Source organism: Bacteroidota bacterium (genome assembly GCA_039714315.1).
Classification (GTDB): Bacteria; Bacteroidota; Bacteroidia; order Flavobacteriales; family JADGDT01; genus JADGDT01.
In genome coordinates this window covers 24,001-49,397 of the sequence record JBDLJM010000002.1, presented here as the reverse complement: position 1 = coordinate 49,397, position 25,397 = coordinate 24,001, and the positions used below count along the sequence as shown (strand labels likewise).

Genomic DNA, 25,397 nt, shown 5'->3' with positions numbered 1-25,397 from the left:
GTGTTGTGGTTAAATGAAAATTTAAATAGCGATTAACAAGTTGAGCATTTTTAATTAAAGCGGAAAACTTAGTCTCTAAAGCCGAATATTATCAATTTTTTTAGAATATATATAATTGTAGTACGAACTATTTGATGTAATTAATGTCTTGAAAGGGTAATATTACGGGATTGTAAGTTTTTTTTCTATTTGATTTTTACAAACTTAACTTAATTAGCCGCTATTACAATGCTTAAAGGGTATGTTCGTTTTTTTTAAATTGTTAAGTTTTATCTATTGGTATTCAGATATATAAAGTATTACATTTGTTAATCAATTTATTAACCAACAAAATAATAATTAATTATGAAAAGAATTTCTTTCGCATTGGCCGTCGTTGGCTTAATGTTTTCAGCATGTCAGAAAGAGGAACAGGAATTACCTCTTAGTTTAGATGAAACTACAAGTCAGGTTGTTCCCGGACAGTATGTTGTAGTATTAAAAGCAGATGTTAAAAAATCTGTATCCAACCTGAATTACGCACAGCGAGTTGAGGCAATGGAATTTGAAGCTAAGGGATTAGTTTCGAAATACGATATATCCGGAGAAGCAATAGGACATTCCTATAATTCAGCTCTACGTGGATTCTCCGCCAAATTAGATGAAGGTGAGTTAAAGGCGTTAAAGGGAGATGATAAGGTTGCTTATATTGTTCCTGATAAGGTGTTCACCCTGAAAAAGCCCGGAACCGAGCCTCCAACCGGAGAAGAAGTACCATACGGGATAGCAAGAGTTGGTTATGGTGATGGTACGGGGAAAACTGCCTGGATTATTGATACAGGGATAGATTTTGATCACCCCGATTTAAATGTTGATGTAGACAGAGCTGCTGTATTTACAAATGACAGGTCAGCTGATGATAATAATGGTCATGGTTCTCATTGTGCGGGTACCGTAGCGGCAATTGATAACGAAATTGGAGTAGTAGGAGTTGCAGCAGGAGCAACAGTTGTTCCTGTAAAAGTTCTGGATAGAAGAGGAAGTGGTTATTACTCCTGGATTATTGCAGGAATTGATTATGTTGCCGCAAATGCAAGTCCGGGTGATGCTGCAAATATGAGTTTAGGTGGTGGAGTATATGCGCCGATTGACGATGCCGTTTATGCTGCCTCGCAAAATGGAATTTATTTCGCATTAGCTGCCGGAAACGAAAGTGATGATGCACTTAATCATTCTCCGGCTAGAGTTAACGGACCGAATATTTGGACAATATCAGCAATGGATGTTAATGATGATTTTGCATATTTTTCAAATTATGGAACACCTGTTGATTACTGTATGCCCGGTGTAAGTATTTATTCAACACATTACCGTGGAGGATATACTACTATGAGTGGTACATCAATGGCAGCACCTCACATGTGTGGTGTTTTACTGATGACAAACGGACATCCGTCAACTGATGGTTATGTGAACGGTGATCCTGATGGAGATGCAGATCCGATAGGACATCTATAGGGTTGTGTAAATTTATATAAAGAATAAAAGGTGGTCGCAATTTGCGACCACCTTTGTTGTTAGTTGTTGTTTATTTGGTATAAGTAACCAAAAGGGTGCTTTTTTTAAAAAGTACTTAAAAACTCCACCGCTTCTTTAAGCACTTCCTTTACATCTGAATTTTCTTCAACTTCGTAAGCAGATTTCACATCGGTAAAAGCATCAGTATATTCTCTGTCCATTAAAGTTTTTGCAGCATGCATTCTTGTTTCAGGGTTGCTATCTCTTAATAAACCTACTGTCCATCTCACAGCCGGTCTCGATCTTATTTTGTGCAATTTGTCCAAGGCTTCAATTTGCTCATTAGAATCTTCGCTAAACAGGTTCCACCATGTGTGTTTTTCGTATTTTTTCATTTCTGAATCGTACAAAATTGCTTCATTGTTGATCTCAGGTCTCACCCATTTTTCGTTGTATGATACTAATTCTGCTCCTGCAACCCAACGGGCCATACGCGGAATCATCCATCTTACGCCGGGAGTTGATTCGGGATGTCCTGCAACTGCAAAAAGTTTTCCTTTGCCCGGTGTGTCTTTGTATATGAATACTTTTCCCGGTGTAACACCTTCAGGAGCTCCTTTGTTTGGATGGATGTCAGTTACATACTGTCCGAGTTCCGTGAACTTCGAATTGCTTTCAACAGCCTCCATTACCGGTCCGTCGTAGTATTGGGCAAATTGTGGCTTGTCCTTAAGTTCAGGGAAAATTTTAAGACCTTCTTCGTTTAATTTAAATTCCACTAATCCTTTACCCCTTGCATAATGGGCTCTGTCGATAACTTTAACGCTTCCCAATTGTAAACTTGGGTATCCCGGGGTAGAACTTAAAAGGAAGGATCCTGCACATATCCCTACAACTCCTTTACCGTCCTCTAAAATAAATTTTCTAACCTTCTCTTTACCTGTTTTTCCAAGGTTGTTTAATTCTTTACTTCCTGATCCTCCCGGGAAAATTATTACATCAATTTCGCTTAGTTTTCCTTGTTGAATTTCTGCAGCACTTATTTCCAGTGGTTTTATACCTGTATCTATTTTTAGTGCTTCTATGGTTTCAATAACACTTACAGCTCCTGCTCCGTTACCGTTAAAAACGGCAACTTTTATTTTTTTATCCTTATCGTTTTCCCTTGCAACCGAATTTGTGCATGCCGTAAATGAAATTGAAAATAAAGTGATGAGTAGTATAGATATGTTTCTAACTATTTTCATAAATAATATGTATTTGGATTAGTTAACACCTTTCATTGAATTCTGATTTTCTTTATCAGAAACCGGAGCCACAAGGTTTTTCTCATTAAGGTCTATATCGAATTCATTATTGTACGTATCAATCACAAGATTGTTTACCCATTTGTAGAATTCCTTTATTTCTTTCTTGTTGCTTGTGTTGTTTTTGCGCCATTGGCTCTGTAATTTTTCTGCTCTGCTGTATATCTCGTCTTCCTGCTTTTTAATTATTTGTGCAATTCCGCTATTGTCTTTGTTAAACAGTGCATTAACATCTAAGTATCTCGAAGCGAATTTACCCCATCTGATATTTAATATTCTCTCATTTTTTAATTTAAGTGCAGCATAACATACAGGTGAATTTTTTATGGTATTGTTGTATCTTACTACGTATGGAAGTTCAACTGCTGATTCAATCCAGGTAGGAACCATAACCGATGCAAGCGGGAAACCAACATTTGACCACATTGTTGCAAGATTTGGATTTTCACCTTTCATTACTCCTTGAATTACGGTTGAGGAAGAAGATGTAGTTCTCGGAATATAATCCTTTAACACCTCATATCTTGGATTGTTTTCAGGTACATCGGCATATATTTCAAACAAATTTCTTTTTGTAAGTGAATTATACAAATCCTTAGTTACTCCCTGTTCTATATCTTTTGGCCCCAATCCTACAGTTGATTGTTTTAGATAGAAAGCCTCATCTACAGCGTGATACCTTATATATCCGCTACTGCCTTTGGCAAGTTCTCCTGTAAATGAATAATTTGCTCTAATTATATACCCGAAAGGAGCTGTTTTTGGATCATTTGCATCAAACTTTACATAGCCATCAGGTCCAACTTCATAATAGGCTGCTCCACCATATGCGTCTATTACTCCAAAGTTTGCTCTCCACCCAAAAGGTTTTTCCTGATCGTCAAGATATTTTTCGAAATCCTCAAGGCTTTCACAAATTTCCAGAGCTTCTCGCATTGCTACACCTTCTCCACCTGATCCTGAATCTTTAGAAAGATTGTAAGTAGCTGAGTTCATTATTGCAAATCCGGCATTATTCATACCCATCCAAACATTCTTACCTTTAGTATCTGACGAATTAACTAAGCCTAAATATGAGTATTTTCCTCCTTCGAAATACCCTAATGAGTTTTTAAGGGAGTTTGTATCTCTGTTTTTCCATAACAAAGGACGCCCGTCTTTTGTGTATTTACCCGAAATTACAGCAGTGGTACATGCTTCCCCATTTGTAGAGAAGAATATTGCTATTACTAATAAGGCAATATATGAAAGTGTTTTATTCATAGTGTTAACTTTTTAATAACTGATGTTTGATCTGTTTTATAATCAGGATATCTCATGTCGAAATCACTTTAATAAGAATGTTTTATTAATTAATAATTTCGGTAATTAATAACCCTGCTTATTTCTATAGAGAGAAAAAATGAAAAATGTACTATACAAAAAACGGACAAATTTGCAATTTTTTGACAGTTGATAACAGATGAAGGTTAATTGTCTAATTTCTCCATTTTTTTTGATAAAAATATTAATATCTGATAAAAGTGACGATAAAATTGCAAATATGATAAATGACATGTTGCTTTTTTCATTGGTAATATGAAAAACAAAATACATTTGTATTCATTTATGATTACATGATTATAAACCAAAATACAAAAGCAATAAACCAATAAATAGTTTAGACAAGATGGCTAAATTTACAAAACAAGATGCATTAGATTATCATGCAAATGGAAGACCAGGTAAGATTCAGGTTGTACCTACAAAGCATCACCGTACACAAAGAGATTTATCATTAGCATATAGTCCGGGTGTAGCTGACCCATGTATGGAAATTAATAAAGAACCTGAAGATGCTTATAAATACACGGCAAAGGGGAATTTAGTTGCCGTTATATCAAATGGAACAGCTGTTTTAGGGCTTGGAGATATTGGAGCTGTGGCCGGTAAGCCTGTGATGGAAGGGAAAGGTTTGTTGTTCAAAATATTCTCTGATATTGATGTTTTTGATATTGAAGTTGATCAAACAAACGTTGATGATTTTATAAAAACTGTAAAAGCTATTTCTCCAACATTTGGAGGGATTAACTTAGAAGATATTAAGGCTCCTGAGTGTTTCGAAATAGAAAACAGACTGAAGGCAGAATTAGATATCCCGGTAATGCACGATGATCAACATGGTACTGCTATTATTTCGGGAGCCGGTTTACTGAATGCTTTAGAGCTTGTAGAAAAGGATATAAAAGAAATAAAGCTATTTGTTAGTGGTGCTGGAGCAGCTGCTTGTGCTTGTACAAGAATGTACATTCAACTTGGAGTTAAGAGAGAGAACATTATAATGAGTGATGTTAACGGTGTACTTACAACTGATAGAACGGATTTGAGTGTTGTAAACAAGGAGTTTGCAGTTGATAATGGTATTTCAACACTCGAGGAGGGAATTAAGGGTGCTGATGTATTTTTAGGTCTTTCGGCTGCAGGGGTTTTGAAACCACATATGCTTAAAACAATGGCTAAAGATCCTATTGTTTTTGCAATGGCTAACCCGGTGCCGGAAATTTCATATGATGAAGCTATTGCAACTCGTGAAGATGTTATTATGGCTACCGGTCGTTCTGATTATCCTAACCAGATTAATAACGTACTTGGTTTCCCATATATATTTAGAGGAGCTTTAGATGTTAGAGCAACTGCTATTAATGAGGAAATGAAGATGGCAGCTGTAAATGCGATTGCCGCTTTGGCAAAAGAGCCGGTGCCGGATATCGTTAGGAAAGCATACAATAAAGAAAATATGTCTTTTGGTAAAGAATATATTGTTCCTACACCAATGGATCCTCGTTTAATAGAGTTTGTTCCGGTAGCGATAGCAAAAGCCGCTATGGAAACAGGTGTTGCCCGAAGACAAATTACTGATCTGGAAGAGTATAAGTTGGAATTGCTTGAACGTATGGGAACTGACCATGCTATTATGCGAGGAATGACAGCAAAAGCTAAGGCAAACCCTAAACGTGTTGTATTTAGTGATGCATTAAATAAGAATGTATTGCAAGCAGCCAGAATTATTAAGGATGAAGGTGTTGCATCACCTGTTCTGGTAGGAGTGAAAACTAGAATTCATAATTTGGCTACAGAAAATAATATTGATATTTCTGATCTGGAAGTTATCGATAATACTTGTGATGATGTTAAAGAGCAAAAAGCTAAATATGCGGAGTTGATTTTCAATAAACGTGCTCGAAGTGGGATATCAATGATTGGTGCAGACCGATTAATGAACGATAAAAACTACTTTGGAGCTGCAATGGTTGAATCAGGAGATGTTGATGCCATGATTTCGGGAGTTAACTCACCATATGCCGATGTTATTCGCCCTGCTTTACAAGTTGTAGGTAAACGCGATGATGTAAACAAAATTGCTGGTATGTACATGCTTAGAACAAAAAAAGGACCTTATTTCTTTGCTGATACAAGTATAAATATACGACCAACAGCCGAAGAATTAGTTGATATTTCATTATTGGCAAACGAAAAGGTTAGGGCCTTTGGAGTAACGCCTGTTATGGCAATGTTGTCTTACTCTAACTTTGGTTCTGCTCCGGGCGAATCTTCAAATAAAGTAAAGAAAGCAATTTCTGAACTTCACGACAAACATGCTGATGTTTTAATTGATGGTGAAATGCAAGCTAATTTTGCATTGAATAAAGATTTACGCATGGAAAGATATCCATTTTCCAAATTACAAGATAAAGATGTAAATACATTAATATTTCCGGATTTAACGTCAGGAAATATCACTTATAAAACAATGCAGGAAATAGGATCATCGGAGGCAATAGGACCGATTGTTATGGGATTAAAAAAACCAATACACGTTCTTCAATTATCCAGTTCGGTTAGAGAAATTGTAGATATGGCAACTATAGCTGTTGTCGATGCTCAGGAAATAGAAAAATAGGTGAAGCTTACTCGTGAGAGTAGCTTATAAATTTACTATTGTCTGCTATTTTTTTTAGCTTTGTCAATTGGCAACTTATTTTATAAAACAAATAAACTATATATAAATAAAAGTTATGGCATCATTGAGAGAAGATGCGTTGGAATATCACGCATCCGGACGAAAGGGAAAAATCCAAGTAGTTCCGACAAAACGACACAGTACACAGAGGGATTTAGCATTGGCATACTCTCCTGGTGTTGCTGAGCCATGTATGGAAATTCACCATAATCCGGAAACTGTAAACGAATATACTGCAAAGGGGAACCTTGTAGCTGTTATTTCTAATGGTACGGCGGTTTTAGGTTTAGGAGATATAGGACCGGAGGCTTCAAAACCGGTTATGGAAGGAAAGGGGCTTTTGTTTAAGATTTTTGCAGATATAGATGTGTTCGACATTGAAGTTGATACTCATGATGTTGATGCATTTATTGAAACTGTAAAAAATATAGCACCAACTTTTGGAGGGATTAACCTCGAAGATATCAAAGCTCCTGAAGCTTTTGAAATAGAAAGAAGATTAAAAGAAGAGTTGGATATTCCTGTAATGCACGATGATCAACACGGTACTGCGATAATTTCTGCAGCTGCTTTATTGAATGCTTGTGAACTTATAGGTAAGAAAATAGAAGAGGTTAAGATAATGGTAAGCGGAGCAGGAGCAGCAGCTGTTTCTTGTACTCGTTTATACAAATCGCTTGGAGCAAAGGCCGAAAATATTGTTATGACTGATAGTAAAGGTATCATTCGTAAGGATAGAGGTAATCTGACAGAGCAAAAAGCCGAGTTTGCAACTGATAGAGATATATACACACTGGCAGAAGGAATGGTAGATGCTGACGTATTCATTGGTCTTTCACAGGGTAATATTGTTAGTCCGGAGATGTTGAAAACTATGGCTAAAGACCCTATCGTTTTTGCAATGGCTAACCCAACTCCTGAGATTGATTATAATCTTGCTGTTGAAACCCGTAGTGATATTATTATGGGTACAGGTCGTTCAGATACTCCAAACCAGGTTAATAATGTATTAGGTTTTCCATTTATTTTCCGTGGAGCTCTCGATGTTGGAGCTAAAAAGATAAGTGAGGGAATGAAGATTGCTGCAGTTCACGCTTTGGCCGAACTTGCAAAAGAACCGGTGCCTGAACAGGTAGCAGCAGCTTATAATCTTTCTAATATTACTTTTGGTAAGGAATATATTATTCCAAAACCATTCGATCAAAGATTGATATCTTCTGTTCCTCCTGCGATTGCCAAGGCTGCAATGGAAGAAGGTATTGCCTCTAAGCCTATTGCTGATTGGGATAAATACAAAGAAGAGCTTATTGAAAGAATGGGCTGGGGTAATAAAGTTATCCGTCGTATTAATAATAAAGCAAGAACAGCTCCTAAAAAAGTTGTTTTTGCCGAAGGAGAGCAGATTAATATTATCAAGGCGGCACAAATCGCTAAAGAAGAAGGCTTTGCTGAACCAATATTATTAGGAGATAAAGAGCGAATTAAATCAATTATCGAATCATTAAGTCTTGATTTTGATCCTCAAATAATTAATCCTAAAGAAATTTCCAGATCTGAAAAAAGAGAAGAGTTTGCTCAACAGTTATGGACTGACAGAGTGAGAAAAGGGGTTACTATAGATGAAGCTCGTAAATTGGTGAGAGGCCGTGATTACTTTGCTTCATTTATGGTTAAAAACGGTGAGGCAGATGTTATGATTTCCGGTTATTCAACAAGTTATCCTAGTGTGTTGCGCCCTGTTTTACAGGTGATTGGCGCTGAGGAAGGAGTTGGTAAAGTTGCTGCCTGTAATCTGTTATTGACTACTAAAGGACCATTGTTCTTCTCCGATACAGCGATAAACTATGATCCAACATCGGAAGAAATTACAAGTATTGCGAAAATGACAAGCAAACTCGCAAGTAACTTCGGATTTGTACCAAAAGTGGCATTGTTGTCGCATTCAAACTTCGGATCATCTAAAAAAGCATCAGCAAGGAAAATGGCTGAATCATTGGAGATGATTAATTCTAAATATCCTGAATTAACAGTTGACGGTGAGATTCAGTCAGATTTTGCCATTAACAAGAAAATGATGGCAGAGCGTTTCCCGTTCTCTGATTTGGCAAACGAAAGTGCTAATGTACTTATCTTCCCTAATCTTGATTCGGCAAATATTTCATACAAATTATTGAAAGAGGTTGATAACAATACTGTAAATGTTGGTCCTATTATGATGGGGCTAAAAAAACCGGTTCATATACTTCAACTTCACTCAAGTGTTGAAGAAATTGTACATATGATTAGTGTAGCAGTTGTTGATGCTCAAGTGAGAGGATAATAATAGAAAACTATTTTAATATTATATTTAAGGTTCGTTGAAGAAATTCAACGAACCTTTTTTTATACAATGTGTTAATAGGTTTAAGGGCATTAAAAAACAGTATAAATCATAAGCCACTTGAAGAATTAATTATACATTTGGCGATTAGAGTTTCTTATATCTCAAAATAACTCAAATGCCGATATTATGATTGAACATATTCAGGGTAGACTTGTTGAAAAACAACCGACACATGCAGTTGTTGATTGCAATGGTGTTGGGTATTTTATCAATATTTCGCTCAATACTTTTTCGAAGTTGCCCGATGTTGAAAATTTGAAGCTCCACACACACCTTGTAGTTCGTGAGGATGCACAAATTTTATACGGTTTCTACGAACGTGAAGAACGTGAGATTTTCCGTTTGTTGATTTCTGTAAATGGAGTAGGGGTAAATACAGCACGAGTTATCTTGTCAACACTTACAGCCGAACAGGTTCAGGAGACCCTGTTAAGTGAGGATGTTGATGTTCTTAAAGGCGTAAAGGGGATCGGAGCAAAAACAGCACAACGAATAATTATAGATCTTAAAGATAAAGTAGATATAAGTATTGGTGATTCTGAAATTTCTTTACCAAAACACAATACAAATAAAGAGGAGGCGTTATCTGCTTTAGAAGTGTTAGGTTTTGCAAGAAAGCAATCGGTTAAAGTAATTGAAAAATTCTTGAAAAATGAACCGGGATTATCTGTCGAAGAGCTTATAAAAAATGCTTTAAAAGTTCTATAGTTACAAAGCTTAAAACTTACTTAATTATCAAGAAACAAATTCAAAATATACAAGCCCACAATCTATTAATGCAATTCTATAAGTCAGTTAATAGAGTTTATATCCGGTTTTTTATACTAGGGGTAATATTGTTATTATCAATAAGCTCATTTGGTCAGGAGGTTTCTCAGACTGTTACGGACAGTACGAAAACCGATAGTTTGATTTTTCCGTTTAATCATTCAAAAGTTGGAGGTCTGTATCTGGACAATCCAAAGAACTCAGAAGAAAAAATCGAGTACGATACAAAAAGTTCGTATTATATTTTTACCAATAAAATTGGAGAGTATAATATTTCGCATCCCTATCTGATGAATAGAAAAGAATATTCCGATTATGTTTTGAACAAATCAATGAAGGAATATTTTAAACAAAAATCTGACGCTTTAGATCCTAAGAAAAGTAAAGATGGATCAGGATCAGATAACTTGCTTCCTCAATTTACGGTTAACTCAAAATTTTTCGAAACTGTATTCGGTGGAAATACAATTGAAATTATACCCCAGGGATTTGCATCTCTAGATTTGGGGATGTTATACCAGAAAATTGAAAATCCTCAAATACCTGAGGAAAACAGATCGAGCTTGAATTTTGATTTCGATCAGAGGATTCAGTTGAGTGTTATTGGTAAAATAGGGGAAAAACTACGCCTTCAGACAAATTATGATACTCAGGCAACATTCAACTTTCAGAATCAAATGAAGCTGGAGTTTACAGGAAATGATGATGATATTGTTAAGAAGATAGAAATGGGTAATGTAAGTTTACCTGTAAACTCATCTCTTATACAGGGGGCTCAAAGTCTGTTTGGTGTGAAAACTAAATTGCAGTTTGGAAAGACTACTGTTACAGGAGTTTTTTCTGAACAAAAATCACAAACAAAAACTGTAACTTCCGAAGGAGGTGCAACAGTTAATGATTTTGAGTTTTACATAGATAACTATGAGGAGAATAAACACTATTTCTTTTCTCAGTACTTTTTCGAGAATTACGATGCAGCATTAAAAGATATTCCATTTATAAATAGTGGTATCAATATAACCAGGATTGAAGTTTGGACAACGAATAGAAAGGCAGAAACTGAAAATGTCAGAAACATCGTAGGAATGATGGATTTGGGAGAAGTGGATCCTTATAATGATAACATTTCTGTTAATCCTGAAGGTTCTTTTCCTGACAATGGATTCAATTCAATAGATCCTGCAAACCTTCCGGCTGGAGTTAGAGATATATCTCAGGTAGCTGCATCCATGACAAATTTAGGATTAAAAGAAGGCTCCGATTATGTTGTATTGGAAAATGCGAGGAAATTAACGCAAAACGAATTTACTTTTGATTCTCGTTTAGGATATATTTCGTTGAATCAGTCCTTAAATGCCGATGAAGTTTTGGGAGTTGCATTTCAATATACCTATAATGGAAAAACGTATCAGGTAGGTGAATTTTCGAATGATGGTGTTGAAGCTCCTAAAAATATTGTTGTAAAGCTTTTGAAATCAACAATTACTGACGTAAGACTGCCTATTTGGGATCTTATGATGAAAAACATCTACTCAATTGGTGCTTATCAGGTTTCTTCTGAAGATTTCAGAATGGATATTATGTATGCATACGACGAAAAGGGTGTGCCACTTAATTATTTGACTGATTCGCCGGTTAAAGATGAAATTTTGTTGAGGATATTTAATCTCGATAATTTAAATAAAAACAGGGATCCCCAGCCTGACGGGTATTTCGATTTTATAAATGGTATTACGGTTGATAGTAGGAACGGAAAAATAATATTTCCTTCAGCACAGCCCTTTGGAGAGTATTTAAAAGAAAAGTTAGCAGGAGATGATGCCGCAATAAAAAAATATGTTTTTCAGGAACTATACGATTCCACGAAGTTTGTAGCCCAGCAGCAAACACATTTAAATAAGTTTTTGCTTAAGGGGAAATATAAGTCAGAAGGTGGTGGAGGAATTCCCCTTGGAGCTATCAATGTTCCACGAGGTTCTGTAAAGGTTACCTCAGGAGGACGAACTTTAGTAGAGGGAGTGGATTATACAGTAGATTATCAGCTTGGTAGAGTTAAAATTATTAATGAAAACCTGATATCTTCCGGTGCTCCTGTTTCTGTTTCTCTCGAAAATAACTCTGCCTTTAGTTTGCAAACCAGGCGCTTTATGGGGTTGAATATTGAGCATAAATTTAGCGATAACTTTGTTATGGATGCTAATATTCTCAATCTTCGGGAAAAACCGCTAACTCAGAAGGTGTCATACGGTGTAGAGCCTGTTAATAATACAATTTTAGGACTTGGTGCCACATATAGCAATGAAGTTCCGTTTTTAAGTGATGTTGCAGGAGCAATTTCTTTTGCCGATCCAAAAGTAAAATCAAACATCACTGTTAAAGGTGAGTTTGCATATTTAATGCCGGGATCTCCAAGTGGAATAAGTGTTACCGGAGGAGCTACTTCTTATATTGATGATTTTGAGTCTACTCAGATTTTCATGGATATTAAAAATGTTACCCAGTGGTCTATGGCTTCAACTCCAAATTTGTTCCCCGAGTCGGAGCAGGAGAACAGTTTGGAATACGGGAAGAACAGAGCAAACTTATCCTGGTATATAATTGATCCGTTGTTTTATGGTAATTCAACTCTTACTCCTGACCATATAAAAAAGGATGCAGATCAATTGTCTAATAATAGTGTTAGACGTGTCTATATTAATGAAGTTTTTCCTGAAACGGAGGTTCCGATTGGAAATCCTACGATTATCCCAATGTTTGATTTATCTTATAATCCTACCGAAAGAGGGATGTATAATTTCGACTCGGATAATGTGAATAATGATGGTTCTCTTGCAAATCCTGAAGACAGATGGGGTGGAATAACGAGAGCCTTAAATACAAGTAACTTTGAGGAATCAAACATTGAATTTATACATGTTTGGATGATGGATCCTTTCAGTGAAGATCCTAATAATGAAGGGGGAGACCTGTATTTCAATATCGGGTCGATTTCTGAAGATATTCTTCGTGATGGTAGAAAAAGTTTCGAGAATGGAGTTCCTGCAAATGGCGACCCCAATGATTTGATAGAAACAGAGTGGGGACTTGTGCCACGAAATCAGTCTTTGATATATTCTTTTGATAATAACGATAATGCTGTAGTTGCTCAGGATGTTGGGTACAATGGAATGAACAGCCAGGATGAAACTGTTTTTTATTCTAATTATTTAAATGATATCAACTCTAAAGTATCAGGTGAAGTTTATTCTAAAATATTAGCGGATCCTGCAAGTGATGATTTTCATCACTTCAGAGGAGGCGACTATGATAGAGATGAAGTATCGATTTTGGATAGATATAGAGATTATAACGGAGTAGAAGGAAATTCAGTTCCTGCCACAAAATCTCCTGAATCATATCCGACAGCATCAACAACTTTACCTGATGTAGAAGACCTTAACAGAGACCAAAGTTTAAGTAGAACGGAGGCTTATTTTCAATACAAAGTTAAGTTGCATCCTGATATGGATGTTGGCGAAAGTTATATTGTAGATAAAAAGGTTCGTAATGTTTTATTGGCAAATGGTAAGCGAAGAGATGTTACATGGTATCAGTTTAAAATACCACTTTCTCAGCCTGATGATGTTGTAGGAGGTATTAGTGACTTTAGATCAATCAGGTTTATAAGAATGTTTATGACCGGATTTAAAGATCCGACAGTTTTACGTATGGCCCGCCTTGAATTTATTAGAGGCGAGTGGAGAAGATATAACAAAGTTTTTGGTAGTGATTTTGACAGGCCTATTGCAGATAGTTTGAATACAAAGTTCGAGGTGTCGGCAGTAAACCTGGAGGAGAATTCAAGCAGGTATCCAATACCTTATGTTATACCTCCCGGAATTGAGAGGGAAAAATTGTTTAATCAAACACAGGTTCAGCAACAAAACGAGCAAGCGCTTGCATTTAGGGTTTGCGATTTACAGGACGGAGAATCCAGAGCTACATTTAAGAATGTTAGCTTGGATTTACGTAGGTATAAACGTTTGAAAATGTTTTCTCACCTCGAAGGTTTGGAGTCCTCGAACGGGATAGAAACCGGTGATTTGAATTTAGTAATCAGGATGGGATCCGATTTCTCGGATAACTATTACCAATATAGCATTCCTTTGAAACCAACTGCATGGGGAGCAACTGTTGATACCGATATTTGGCCTTCTCAAAATGAACTCGATATGGCATTTTCTGTGTGGGAAGATATTAAGCTGGCAAGAAATAATGTCGGATTTGATATTACCCAACTCTATACCGGGAACGATGGAGAGAATATTGTTGGAGTAAAAGGAAATCCAAATATGGCTAATATTCGAAGTATTGTAATTGGTGTAGAGAATGCTTCCGGAGTATCACAATGTGCCGAGGTATGGGTTAATGAATTGCGCTTAACCGATTTTGATGAACGTGGAGGCTGGGCAGCAGCAGCTACAGTAAATGCCAATCTGGCCGATTTGGGAGATGTTTCTTTTTCAGGATCAATGAGTACAATTGGTTTCGGTTCATTGGAAAAAGGTGTTTCACAACGATCAAATGAAGATGTGAAGCAGTATGATTTGGCAACTAATGTAAATCTTGGAAAATTCACACCGAAAAACTGGGGATTAAATGTTCCCATGTATTATACAAGATCCGAAACATTCAAAGATCCTGAATATGATCCATTGAATCCTGATATTGCTCTGGAAAAATCATTGAAAAGTATAAGTGATGATGCAGAGAGGGATGAGAGGTTGAAAATATCACAAGACTATACCAGACGAACCAGTGTTAGTTTTACTAATGTTAAAAAGGAACGAAAAGGAAAAGATAAACCAAAAATATACGATATAGAAAATGTTTCTGTTAGTTATTCACAAAGTAAAACATACCACAGTGATGTAAATACAGAGTATTTTATCGACAATACATATAAAGGTGGAATTCAATATAACTATAGCACTAAGCCTAATAATGTAACTCCTTTCAAAAATTGGAAATTCGCTAAAAGTACAGATTGGCTTGATTTAGTTGAGGATTTTAATTTTTATTATTTTCCGTCAAAATTGTCTTTCCAATCAGATGTTACCCGACGCTATAATACAGAGAAGTATAGAAATCTGGAAAATGCAGATTTGAAGATTGACCCTATGTACAATAAGAATTTCATGATGAATTATGCCTATGCTTTTACTTTCGATTTAACTAAAAACCTGAAGTTAGATCTTAGTACAAGAGCAAATAATATTGTCGATGAGCCTTTTGGACAAATTGAAACAGATGAGCAAAGAGATACTATATGGACTAATATAATGTCATTCGGAAGACCGACACATTTTCATCAAAGATTCAATGTAGGGTATAAATTTCCATTAAAAAGTATTCCTGCATTAAAATGGGTTGATGTAAATGTTAAGTATTCTTCTGACTTTGACTGGCAAGCCGGATCTATTGCTACAAGAAATGAAGATATGGATCTTGGTAATAATCTTCAAAACTCTAATACTTTCCAGTTAAATGGTAAGTTGGATTTTAAAAAGTTGTATAGATTGTTTGGGGTAGGTAAGAGTTCTTCTTCGAAAAGCAGAAAGCCAGGATCTCCCGCTAATCCCGGAACCAAGAAAGAATCAACGGCTTCATCATCGTTTTGGGATATTCCGGTTGGTTTAGTCACAATGGTAAAAGATGTAACACTTTCGTATTCCGAGAATAATGGTACTTTTTTACCGGGTTACTTGCCGGAGGTTGGTTTCTTTGGGCAACAGAATTATAATGGAGGACCGGCCCCGTCTTTAGGGTTTATGTTTGGTGATCAAACCGATATAAGACAAACGGCTGTGTTGAATGGATGGTTGACTAATGATACGAGATTAAATGATTCTTATAGACAAACTAATACTGAAAAACTTAGTTTCAAGGGAACAATAGAACCATTACCTGAGTTTAGAATAGATCTTACAGCAAGCAGAAATTATGCAATTAGTCATTCTGAATTCTACAGATATGTAATTCAGGACGTTGGTGAGGATGGTTTTTATTCCCAGAATCCGATGCAGACGGGTAACTTCAATATTACTTATTTTACATTGCTTACCAGCTTTGCTAGTAGTGATAAAAATGGTTCCGAAACATTTAATAGTTTAAAGTCAAATAGAAAGTTAATATCCAACAGACTTGCAAGTAGTTATTACGGGAATAACTCCGTTCCGGTTGACCCGGAAACAGGATATCCGAAAGGGTTTGGACCTAATAGCCAACAGGTTTTAATTCCTGCATTTTTAGCAGCATACTCAGGTAAGGAAGCAGGAGAAATAACCTTAAGTGCTACCAGAGATATCCCTATTCCTAACTGGAATATTACATATAGTGGTTTGATGCGTATACCGTGGTTTAAAAATAACTTTAAAAACTTTACTATTGCTCATGGATACAGATCGGCTTACTCTATAAATTCTTTTACTACTAATTTGCAGTACGAAGAAGGTGTTCCTTTTATAGATAAAAGTGGGAATTATATTGGAGAGTATATTTATAGTAACATAAATTTAATAGAACAGTTCTCTCCTTTAATTAGGGTTGATATGGCGATGAATGCGAATATTAATCTTAAAACTGAGATTAAGAAAGATAGAACGGTTAATCTTAGTATGGATAATAATATGGTAACTGAGATTTTGGGAGAAGAGTATATTGTGGGACTTGGATACCGGGTTAAGGATCTAAAATTTGTAATCCGTTCAAAGGGGCGTAGAAGAACCATAAAAAGTGACCTGAACTTAAAAGTAGATGTGTCTTACAGACAAAATAGAACATTTATCAGAGATTTATCGGAAGATGATACTCAGGTTACAGGAGGTCAAAATATGACATCGGTTAAAGGTAGTGCAGACTATGCTTTAAGCAAACGTCTTACTTTGAAAGTTTATTATGATCAGAATTTAACCAAGTATGCTCTTTCAACAGCATTCCCTACATCAAATGCGAGATTTGGTTTTAGTGCCAGATTTAATTTGGGGAACTAAAAATTTCTGGATCAGGATTTATTTAAACTTATTATCGAGTAATCATATATCAGAAAAAAAATATAAATTTGTCGTCTGATAAATAATAAAAAAACTTTAATAATAATAAAATGAATATTCCCGTAGAATTAAAGTATACCAAAGACCACGAATGGATTAGAGTAGAAGGTGATATCGCTACAGTTGGTATTACTGAATTTGCCGCCGGCGAATTAGGAGATATAGTTTATGTTGAGGTAGAAACAGAAGGTGAAACTCTTGCAAAAGATGAAGTTTTTGGTTCTGTTGAAGCTGTAAAAACAGTGTCTGATTTATTCATGCCGCTATCAGGAGAAGTAATTGAGTTTAATGAAGAATTAGAATCTTCGCCGGAAATAGTTAACTCTGATGCTTATGGTGAAGGATGGATGATTAAAATCAAACTTAGTGATGCTTCAGAAGTTGAAGCTTTATTAAGTGATTCTGATTACAAAGAGCAAATTGGGGCTTAAAAAAAACATGTTGGCATTTATTCCGGCCTTTTTATGGGCAGGAATAATTGCTTTAATGAGTTTACTTCCTGGTAAAAGTATACCGAATGAATTGTTCGTTGTTTCCGACAAACTGATTCATGCTATTATATATATGGTATTTACTGCCTTTATGGTTCTAGCTTTAAATTACAAACTTGGGAGTAAGAATTTGAATAAAAATTATATAGTCTCTGCATTAATTGCCTTGGTATTTGGTGTCTTGATTGAAGTTTTTCAGGAAAGTATGAAAATCGGAAGAAGCGGAGACTGGAAGGATGCAATGGCTGACTTTGTTGGCATTATTGTTGCATATCCTTTAGTTAAAATAGTAAAAGGTTTAAGGATGTTTGAAAGGATTTTGGGAAAATAACAAATTATAAAATAGATCACTCTTGGCTGTAGGTTTAAGCTGTTTTACGAGTGTATATTTTTATTTGGATTTTTAACATTCTTTTAAGTATCTTAGCCGAGCCTAACAAAAAAGTGTTTATGGAAGCGAAGAAGAATCCGAAAGCCAATCTGGAACTCAGAAAAGGCTTATTTATGCAGATAGGATTAATCCTGTCACTTCTAGCTGTTTATCTTGTTTTGGAATACAAATCATACGACCATGAGGTTGCAAGTTTGGGAGATGAGCAGATAGTTTTAGAAGATGAAGAAGTTATTCCGATTACGGAGAGACAGCAACAAAAACCACCACCACCACCTCCACCACCACCACAGGAGCAAATCGTGGTAGTAAAGGATGATGTTGAGTTGGAAGAAGAGTTACAGATAGAATCTACTGAAACTGATGAAGAAGAAGCAGTAGAAATCGAAGATGTAGCAGTTGATGATGAGGAAGAAGAAGTATTTAACTTCCAGGTTGTAGAATCTCAGCCAGTTTATCCCGGTTGTGAAAAGGAGCCGACAAAGCAAGCTAAATATATGTGTTTCCAGAAAAGTATTATGAAACACGTTAAGAAGAACTTTAAGTATCCTGAAATTGCCAAAGAAATGGGAATCCAGGGTCGTGTAATTGTTCAGTTTGTAATTGGAAAAGACGGTAAGATCGGACAAGCGAAAGTACTTCGAGGGGTTGATAAGAATTTAGATAAAGAAGCATTGCGTATTGTTTCAAAAATTCCTTCAATGACTCCTGCAAAACAACGTGGTAAAGCTGTACCGGTATCGTTTATGTTACCTATTACATTTAAGCTGCAATAAGAAAGACAGTAAAAAAAATATTATTAAGCTCCTTTGTTAAGGGGCTTTTTTTATGCCTAAAAATGAGTACCTTTGCGCCCGCGTAAATGCTCTAAGCGATAAGCGTAAAGTATTGAGCTGATAGATAATGAATATAAACTTCAAAGCATATAGCGTAGGGCTTATTGCTTAAAGCAAAAAAATAAAATATGAAGTGTGGTATTGTAGGATTGCCTAACGTTGGAAAATCAACATTGTTTAACTGTCTTTCGAATGCGAAAGCCCAATCGGCTAATTTCCCATTTTGTACTATTGAACCTAATGTTGGTGTGGTTACTGTACCGGATTCACGTATTACAAAGCTATCCGAGCTTGTAAATCCGGAAAGAGTTCAGCCGGCTACTGTTGATATTGTAGATATAGCGGGATTGGTAAAAGGTGCGTCTAAAGGAGAAGGTCTAGGGAATCAGTTTTTAGGAAATATCCGTGAAACAAACGCTATTCTACACGTTTTGAGATGTTTTGAGGATGAAAATATCACTCATGTTGATGAAACTATCGATCCGGTAAGGGATAAGGAAACTATCGATATGGAGTTGCAGTTAAAAGATCTGGATACTGTAGAAAAACGTTTAGAAAAAGAGAAGAAAATTGCTAAAACAGGCAACAAGGAAGCTAAAAAGAATGCTGAAGTCTTAGAGAAATTCAAAGAGGCTTTGGAGCAGGGTATTTCAGCTCGAGCTGTTGATTTTGATAATAGAGAAGTAGTTACATCTATGAATCTGTTAACCGATAAACCTGTATTATACGTTTGTAATGTTGATGAGGCTTCGGCTAAAGGCGGAAATAAATATGTAGATCAGGTAAAAGAAGCAATTAAAGATGAGAATTCCGAAATCATAATTCTGGCAGCTGCAACAGAGGCAGATATTGCTGAGCTTGAAGAATATGAAGAGAAGCAAATGTTTCTTGAAGAGATAGGGTTGGATGAACCCGGAGTTTCCCGTTTAATTAGAAAAGCATATAAATTACTTAACCTACAAACATATTTTACGGCCGGGGTTAAAGAAGTTCGTGCTTGGACTATCCCTGTAGGTGCTACCGGACCACAGGCTGCCGGGGTTATACATACCGATTTTGAAAAAGGATTCATACGTGCTGAAGTAATTGCTTATGATGATTACGTAGAATACGGATCGGAATCGAAATGTAGAGATGCAGGAAAATTACGGGTAGAAGGTAAAGGATATACTGTTCAGGATGGCGATGTAATGCATTTCTTGTTTAATGTATAGAACAATATTACTGTAAAATATTAAAAAAAAACCGGGATTTTTATAATTCCGGTTTTTTTGATTTTATAAGGTATTCTTTCTTATAAAAACGATCTTGATAATCTTGTTGATAAAAGATGTGTTTAGATATTTTGATTTTTACTCTATTATAATATATTTAGGTGTTGATTTATGTTGTTGTTTGGAGATGTAACAATGAGTGATTTTCAGTTGTTTATGTTTTTTAGCAGTAGAAAAAAACAATAGTAAAACACAAAATAACCTAACTGTATGGCTGCCGCTACTTATACTGAAGATAATATTAAGTCCCTTGATTGGAAGGAGCATATCAGGATGCGTCCTGGAATGTACATAGGAAAACTTGGAGATGGTTCTTCACATGATGATGGAATTTATATATTATTGAAGGAGATAATCGATAACTCTATCGATGAATTTGTAATGGGAGTTGGTAAAACGATAGATCTTTCAATAAAAGAGAACCAGGTGACCATTCGAGATTACGGTAGGGGAATACCATTAGGGAAGGTTAATGCCTGTGTTTCGCAAATTAATACCGGAGGAAAATACGACAGTAGGGCTTTTAAGAAGTCTGTGGGACTGAATGGGGTTGGAACAAAGGCTGTAAATGCCTTGTCAAATTATTTTAGGGTTCAGTCAGTAAGGGACGGTCAAACTAAAGTTTCTGAATTTTCATTAGGAGACCAAACTGCCGATGATGCTATTACGGATTCCGGTTTAAGAAAAGGAACAAAAATTTCTTTTGTTCCCGACGAAAATATTTTCCCCAACTATCACTTCAGAACTGAATATGTGGAGCGTATGGTTCTGAATTATGTGTATTTGAACCGTGGCTTAACTATAATTTTTAATGGTGAAAAATATCACTCGGAAAATGGATTAAAGGATTTGTTGAATGATAATATTTCAAATCCAATCGTTTATCCGATAATCCATATAAAGGACGAGGATATTGAGCTTGCAATGACACACTCTCAGACCCAGTACAACGAAGAGTATTATTCCTTTGTAAATGGTCAGCATACTACACAGGGAGGAACTCATCAGGCTGCTTTTAGAGAAGCGGTTGTAAAAACTTTCAGGGAGTTTTTTAATAAGAATTTCGATGCTTCTGATGTCAGGAAATCTATTATAGCTGCTATCAGTATAAAAGTTATAGAGCCAATATTTGAGTCGCAGACAAAGACAAAGCTTGGTTCTTTAGAAATGGGGCCTGATATGCAAACAATAAGAACCTTTGTTAGTGATTTTATTAAAACCAGGCTAGATAATTATTTGCACAAAAACCCTGATGTGGCTGAATCTATTTACAAGAAGATTTTACAGGCAGAAAGGGAGAGAAAAGAGCTTTCGGGAATTAAGAAATTAGCCCGTGAAAGAGCTAAAAAGTCTAGTGTTCATAATAAAAAGCTTAGAGATTGCCGAATTCATTATGGCGATCAGAAGGCGGAGAGACAGTTGGAAACCTCAATATTTATTACGGAGGGAGATTCTGCCAGTGGTTCTATTACTAAATCGAGAGATGTTAATACTCAGGCTGTGTTTTCATTAAAGGGAAAACCTTTAAACAGCTATGGTCTTACAAAAAAGGTAGTATACGAAAACGAGGAGTTTAACCTGCTTCAGGCTGCGTTAAATATCGAAGATGGAATTGAGAATCTTCGATATAATAACATCATTATTGCTACCGATGCCGATGTTGATGGGATGCATATTCGTTTGTTGCTGATAACATTTTTTCTTCAGTTTTTTCCCGAACTTATAAAGGAGGGACATCTGTATATTTTGGAAACACCCTTATTTAGGGTTAGAAATAAAAAGGAAACTATTTATTGCTATTCAGATGAAGAGAAGCAAATGGCAATAGATAAGTTGAAAAACAAGGTAGAGATAACCAGGTTTAAGGGATTAGGAGAAATTTCGCCAGACGAATTTAAACACTTTATTGGCAATGATATCCGTCTTAATCCTGTGATGCTTGGGAAAGATACAACAATAGATGATTTATTGAAGTTCTATATGGGGAAGAATACTCCTGATAGACAGCAGTTTATTATTGAAAATTTAAGAATAGAAAAGGATTTGTTGGAAGAAGAATAATCTGACAAATTATGTAATATAAATACGGGTATATGTCATAGGGATTTTGTATATTAGTAAGGTATAAATTAGTCCCTGTTCCCGAAAATGAAAATTAGTAATACCAGAGTTAAATTTCAGTATGCATCAATTTATGTTGCATTTTTACTTGTATTTGCATTGAATTTATTTGATGATAATGTTTCAGGTAGATATGGAAATTCAATAGAGAACGGATTACTAATTTTTATATTTCTTATTATATCCTTTTTATTAATTTGGCGGGGTTTCCCATTCTTTGAGTACGACAGTGAAGGGGAAGTCCTTGTAATTAAATCATCAGAGCCGGTTTTGATTTCAAAATTGTCTGATAACCAGTTTTTTGCTGAGTTTCCAAAGGCTAAACTTAATGGGTTTAAGATTAAAAGCTCTTTTTTCAGAAGAACGCTTTATCTGCATCTAAATGGCGATGTAAAGACAAAAACCCTGAAAGTATCTATTAGTTGTCTCAACAAAAATGAAGTTTTATTATTAAGTCAATCGTTGAAAAACGCGTTGAGAAACTGTAAAAAGGAAGTAATAAATGAACAACGACCACTACGAAGAGGATTTGAATTCGGATAATCTTTCAGATGACATGGGTGCCGAAGCTCAAGATCATCAGGAACTTCATGTAAATAAAATTTCAGGAATGTATCAGGATTGGTTCCTTGATTACGCTTCATACGTAATCCTTGAAAGAGCTATTCCTGATATATTTGATGGATTTAAGCCGGTGCAACGAAGAATAATGCACTCGATAAAAGAGCTTGATGACGGGAGATATAATAAGGTAGCCAATATTGTAGGTAATACAATGAAATATCACCCCCATGGTGATGCTTCAATTGGAGATGCAATGGTTCAGTTAGGTCAGAAAGAATTACTGATAGATACTCAGGGTAACTGGGGAAATATTCTTACCGGAGATAGAGCGGCAGCACCACGATACATCGAAGCTCGTTTGTCGAAGTTTGCCCTCGAAGTCCTTTTTAATCCAAAAATTACTGAATGGCAGGCATCATACGATGGTCGTAATAATGAGCCTGTACATCTTCCGGTAAAATTCCCATTGTTGTTGACTCAGGGAGTAGAAGGTATTGCAGTTGGTTTGTCAACAAAGATTATGCCCCATAACTTCAATGAATTAATCGATGCTTCGGTAAATCATCTTAGAGGAAGGAAAGTTGAAATATTCCCTGATTTTTTAACAGGTGGGATTGCTGATTTTTCCGGTTATAATGATGGATTAAGAGGTGGAAAAGTTAGGGTGCGAAGCCGAATTGTTGTAGAAGACAAGAAAACATTAAAGATAGTGGAGGTACCTTATGGTACTACTACTACTTCGTTGATCGATTCTATCCTGAAGGCAAATGACAAAGGGAAAATTAAGATAAAGAAGATCGAGGATAATACAGCTGATAAAGTTGAGATATTAATACATCTTCCCGCAAATATTTCGCCTGATAAAACAATAGATGCTTTATTTGCATTTACCGACTGTGAGGTTTCTATCTCGCCCTTATGTTGTGTGATTCAGGATGAAAAACCTGTGTTTATTGGTGTTACTGAGATTCTTAAAAGTTCTACAGATAATACAGTAGACTTATTAAAAAAGGAATTAGAGATACAGCTTCACGAGTTAAAAGAACAGTGGCATATGTCCTCGTTAGAGAGGATTTTTATCGAAAACAGGATCTATATAGATATTGAGAAAGAGGAAACCTGGGAAGGTGTGATTTCTGCTATTCACAAAGGGTTAATACCTCATGTGTCTCATTTGGTAAGAGAGGTCACCGATGATGATGTAGTAAGACTTACTGAGATAAAGATTAAAAGAATTTCGAAATTCGACTTATCTAAGGCCCAGCTTTATATTGAGTCTCTTGAAGAGAGAATTGCTAAAATCCAATATAGCTTAGATAACCTGATAGAATTTGCGATAGAGTACTTCAAAGATTTGAAGAAAAAGTATGGTAAGGATAGGTCAAGACATACAGAAATCAGGCTTTTTGATGATATAGTAGCCTCTAAAGTTGTTATTAAAAATGAGAAACTTTATGTAAACAGGAACGATGGATTTGCAGGAACATCTTTGAAAAAAGATGAATTTATCACTGAATGTTCAGATATTGACGATGTTATTGTTATAAGGAAAGATGGAAAGATGGTGGTATCCAAGATTTCATCTAAAGCTTTCTTCGGTAAGGATATTATTCATATAGCCGTATTTAAGAAAGGAGATAAGCGTACGGTATACAACCTTATTTACATCGATGGTGTATCCGGAGTAACTTATATGAAACGTTTCAATGTCACTTCCGTAACAAGAGATAAGGAATACGATCTTACAACAGGATCGAAAGGAAGTAAGGTGCTATATTTTACAGCTAACCATAATGGAGAGGCAGAGATTGTGAGTGTAAACCTTAAAGTGCAGCAGAAAGTTAAGAAGCTTAAGTTTGATATCGATTTTGCTGAGTTAGCCATAAAGGGTAGAGGGGTGAAAGGTAATCAGGTAACAAAGTTGCCTATCAGAAAAATAGAATTAAAAGAAAAAGGTATTTCTACTCTTGCTGCCCGAAAAATTTGGTATGATGATGCTGTTAAGCGTCTGAATGTTGAAGAACGTGGAAGGCTTCTGGGTGAGTTTCTGGGCGATGACAAGCTAATGGTTATTACAAAGAGAGGTAGCATAAAGCTGATTGGATTTGAATTAAATACTCACTTCGACGATGAAATGTTTATTTTAGAGAAGTGGGATAAAGACCTTCCTATCACAGCAATATATTACGAAGGGGAAAAGAAACGTTATTTTATGAAGCGTTTCCTATTCGATAGATTCGACCGTGAAGAAAGTTTTATCAGTGATAGTAAAGGTAGTTTTCTTCTTCGTGTAGCATTGGACTACAGACCTGTTATTGAAGTAGAATTTGCAAAGACAAGAGGGCAGGATAAGCTTGATAACAGAGTTATAAATGTAGAGGATTTTGTTGGAGTAAAAGGGTATAAAGCCTTAGGAAATCAGTTGACATCTACTAAGATCAGAAAGATTGATATTAAGGAGCCTTTGCCTTATACTCCTCCTGTAATTGAAGAGGACCCGGAAGATGATGATCCCGATAATCAAATTATATTAGAGTTATAGCATTAAAGTCAGAAGATCGAATAGAGTGTTGCCACTAAATTCGGTCTTTTGTCTTTTTTTTTATTAACTTTATAGCTCTGGGAAAACAGTTTATTTACACCTAAAACCAACTGGAAAATGCGCTACAAGCTT

General features: G+C 35.7%; 14 protein-coding genes. 12 read left to right on the top strand and 2 right to left on the bottom strand.

What is annotated here, in order from left to right:
- Positions 1-345 precede the first annotated feature (345 nt).
- Positions 346-1,497 (top strand): S8 family peptidase, encoded by a 1,152-nt coding sequence (locus ABFR62_00605; protein MEN8136917.1) that lies wholly within the window; start codon positions 346-348, stop codon positions 1,495-1,497.
- 104 nt (positions 1,498-1,601) lie between these two features.
- On the opposite strand, the gene ABFR62_00600 is transcribed toward ABFR62_00605, so the two are convergent.
- Both ABFR62_00600 and ABFR62_00595 read right to left on the bottom strand, forming a co-directional pair.
- Positions 1,602-2,744: a BPL-N domain-containing protein gene (locus ABFR62_00600; GenBank protein ID MEN8136916.1), complete on the bottom strand. Its 1,143-nt coding sequence runs from the start codon at positions 2,742-2,744 to the stop codon at positions 1,602-1,604.
- Between the two features lie 18 nt (positions 2,745-2,762).
- Complete coding sequence (locus ABFR62_00595) at positions 2,763-4,067, bottom strand: carcinine hydrolase/isopenicillin-N N-acyltransferase family protein (protein MEN8136915.1); 1,305 nt, start codon at positions 4,065-4,067, stop codon at positions 2,763-2,765.
- A 406-nt stretch (positions 4,068-4,473) separates the two neighbouring features.
- Between ABFR62_00595 and ABFR62_00590 the strand changes: the two genes are divergently transcribed.
- From ABFR62_00590 to ABFR62_00540, 11 genes are all read left to right on the top strand, one after another.
- Positions 4,474-6,744 (top strand): NADP-dependent malic enzyme, encoded by a 2,271-nt coding sequence (locus ABFR62_00590; GenBank protein ID MEN8136914.1) that lies wholly within the window; start codon positions 4,474-4,476, stop codon positions 6,742-6,744.
- A 115-nt stretch (positions 6,745-6,859) separates the two neighbouring features.
- Positions 6,860-9,124, top strand: coding sequence for an NADP-dependent malic enzyme (locus ABFR62_00585; protein ID MEN8136913.1), 2,265 nt, complete (start codon positions 6,860-6,862; stop codon positions 9,122-9,124).
- A gap of 189 nt (positions 9,125-9,313) precedes the next feature.
- Positions 9,314-9,895, top strand: coding sequence for a Holliday junction branch migration protein RuvA (gene ruvA, locus ABFR62_00580; GenBank protein ID MEN8136912.1), 582 nt, complete (start codon positions 9,314-9,316; stop codon positions 9,893-9,895).
- Between the two features lie 128 nt (positions 9,896-10,023).
- On the top strand, positions 10,024-16,986 hold the full coding sequence (gene sprA / locus ABFR62_00575) for a cell surface protein SprA (GenBank protein MEN8136911.1): 6,963 nt from the start codon (positions 10,024-10,026) through the stop codon (positions 16,984-16,986).
- 110 nt (positions 16,987-17,096) lie between these two features.
- Positions 17,097-17,477, top strand: a complete 381-nt coding sequence (gcvH, locus tag ABFR62_00570; GenBank protein ID MEN8136910.1) for a glycine cleavage system protein GcvH — start codon at positions 17,097-17,099, stop codon at positions 17,475-17,477.
- Positions 17,478-17,484: 7 nt separating this feature from the next.
- The gene (locus ABFR62_00565; protein MEN8136909.1) at positions 17,485-17,868 is read left to right on the top strand and encodes a VanZ family protein; all 384 of its coding nucleotides are present in this window, start codon (positions 17,485-17,487) and stop codon (positions 17,866-17,868) included.
- A gap of 119 nt (positions 17,869-17,987) precedes the next feature.
- Positions 17,988-18,704 (top strand): energy transducer TonB, encoded by a 717-nt coding sequence (locus ABFR62_00560; protein ID MEN8136908.1) that lies wholly within the window; start codon positions 17,988-17,990, stop codon positions 18,702-18,704.
- A 188-nt stretch (positions 18,705-18,892) separates the two neighbouring features.
- Positions 18,893-19,978: a redox-regulated ATPase YchF gene (ychF, locus tag ABFR62_00555; protein MEN8136907.1), complete on the top strand. Its 1,086-nt coding sequence runs from the start codon at positions 18,893-18,895 to the stop codon at positions 19,976-19,978.
- 270 nt (positions 19,979-20,248) lie between these two features.
- Positions 20,249-22,099 (top strand): DNA topoisomerase IV subunit B, encoded by a 1,851-nt coding sequence (locus ABFR62_00550; GenBank protein ID MEN8136906.1) that lies wholly within the window; start codon positions 20,249-20,251, stop codon positions 22,097-22,099.
- 87 nt (positions 22,100-22,186) lie between these two features.
- On the top strand, positions 22,187-22,702 hold the full coding sequence (locus ABFR62_00545) for a hypothetical protein (GenBank protein ID MEN8136905.1): 516 nt from the start codon (positions 22,187-22,189) through the stop codon (positions 22,700-22,702).
- A complete protein-coding gene (locus tag ABFR62_00540) occupies positions 22,662-25,265 on the top strand; it encodes a DNA gyrase/topoisomerase IV subunit A (GenBank protein ID MEN8136904.1) in 2,604 nt (867 codons plus the stop codon). Before ABFR62_00545 ends, ABFR62_00540 begins: the two co-directional genes overlap by 41 nt.
- The last annotated feature ends 132 nt before the right edge of the window (positions 25,266-25,397 follow it).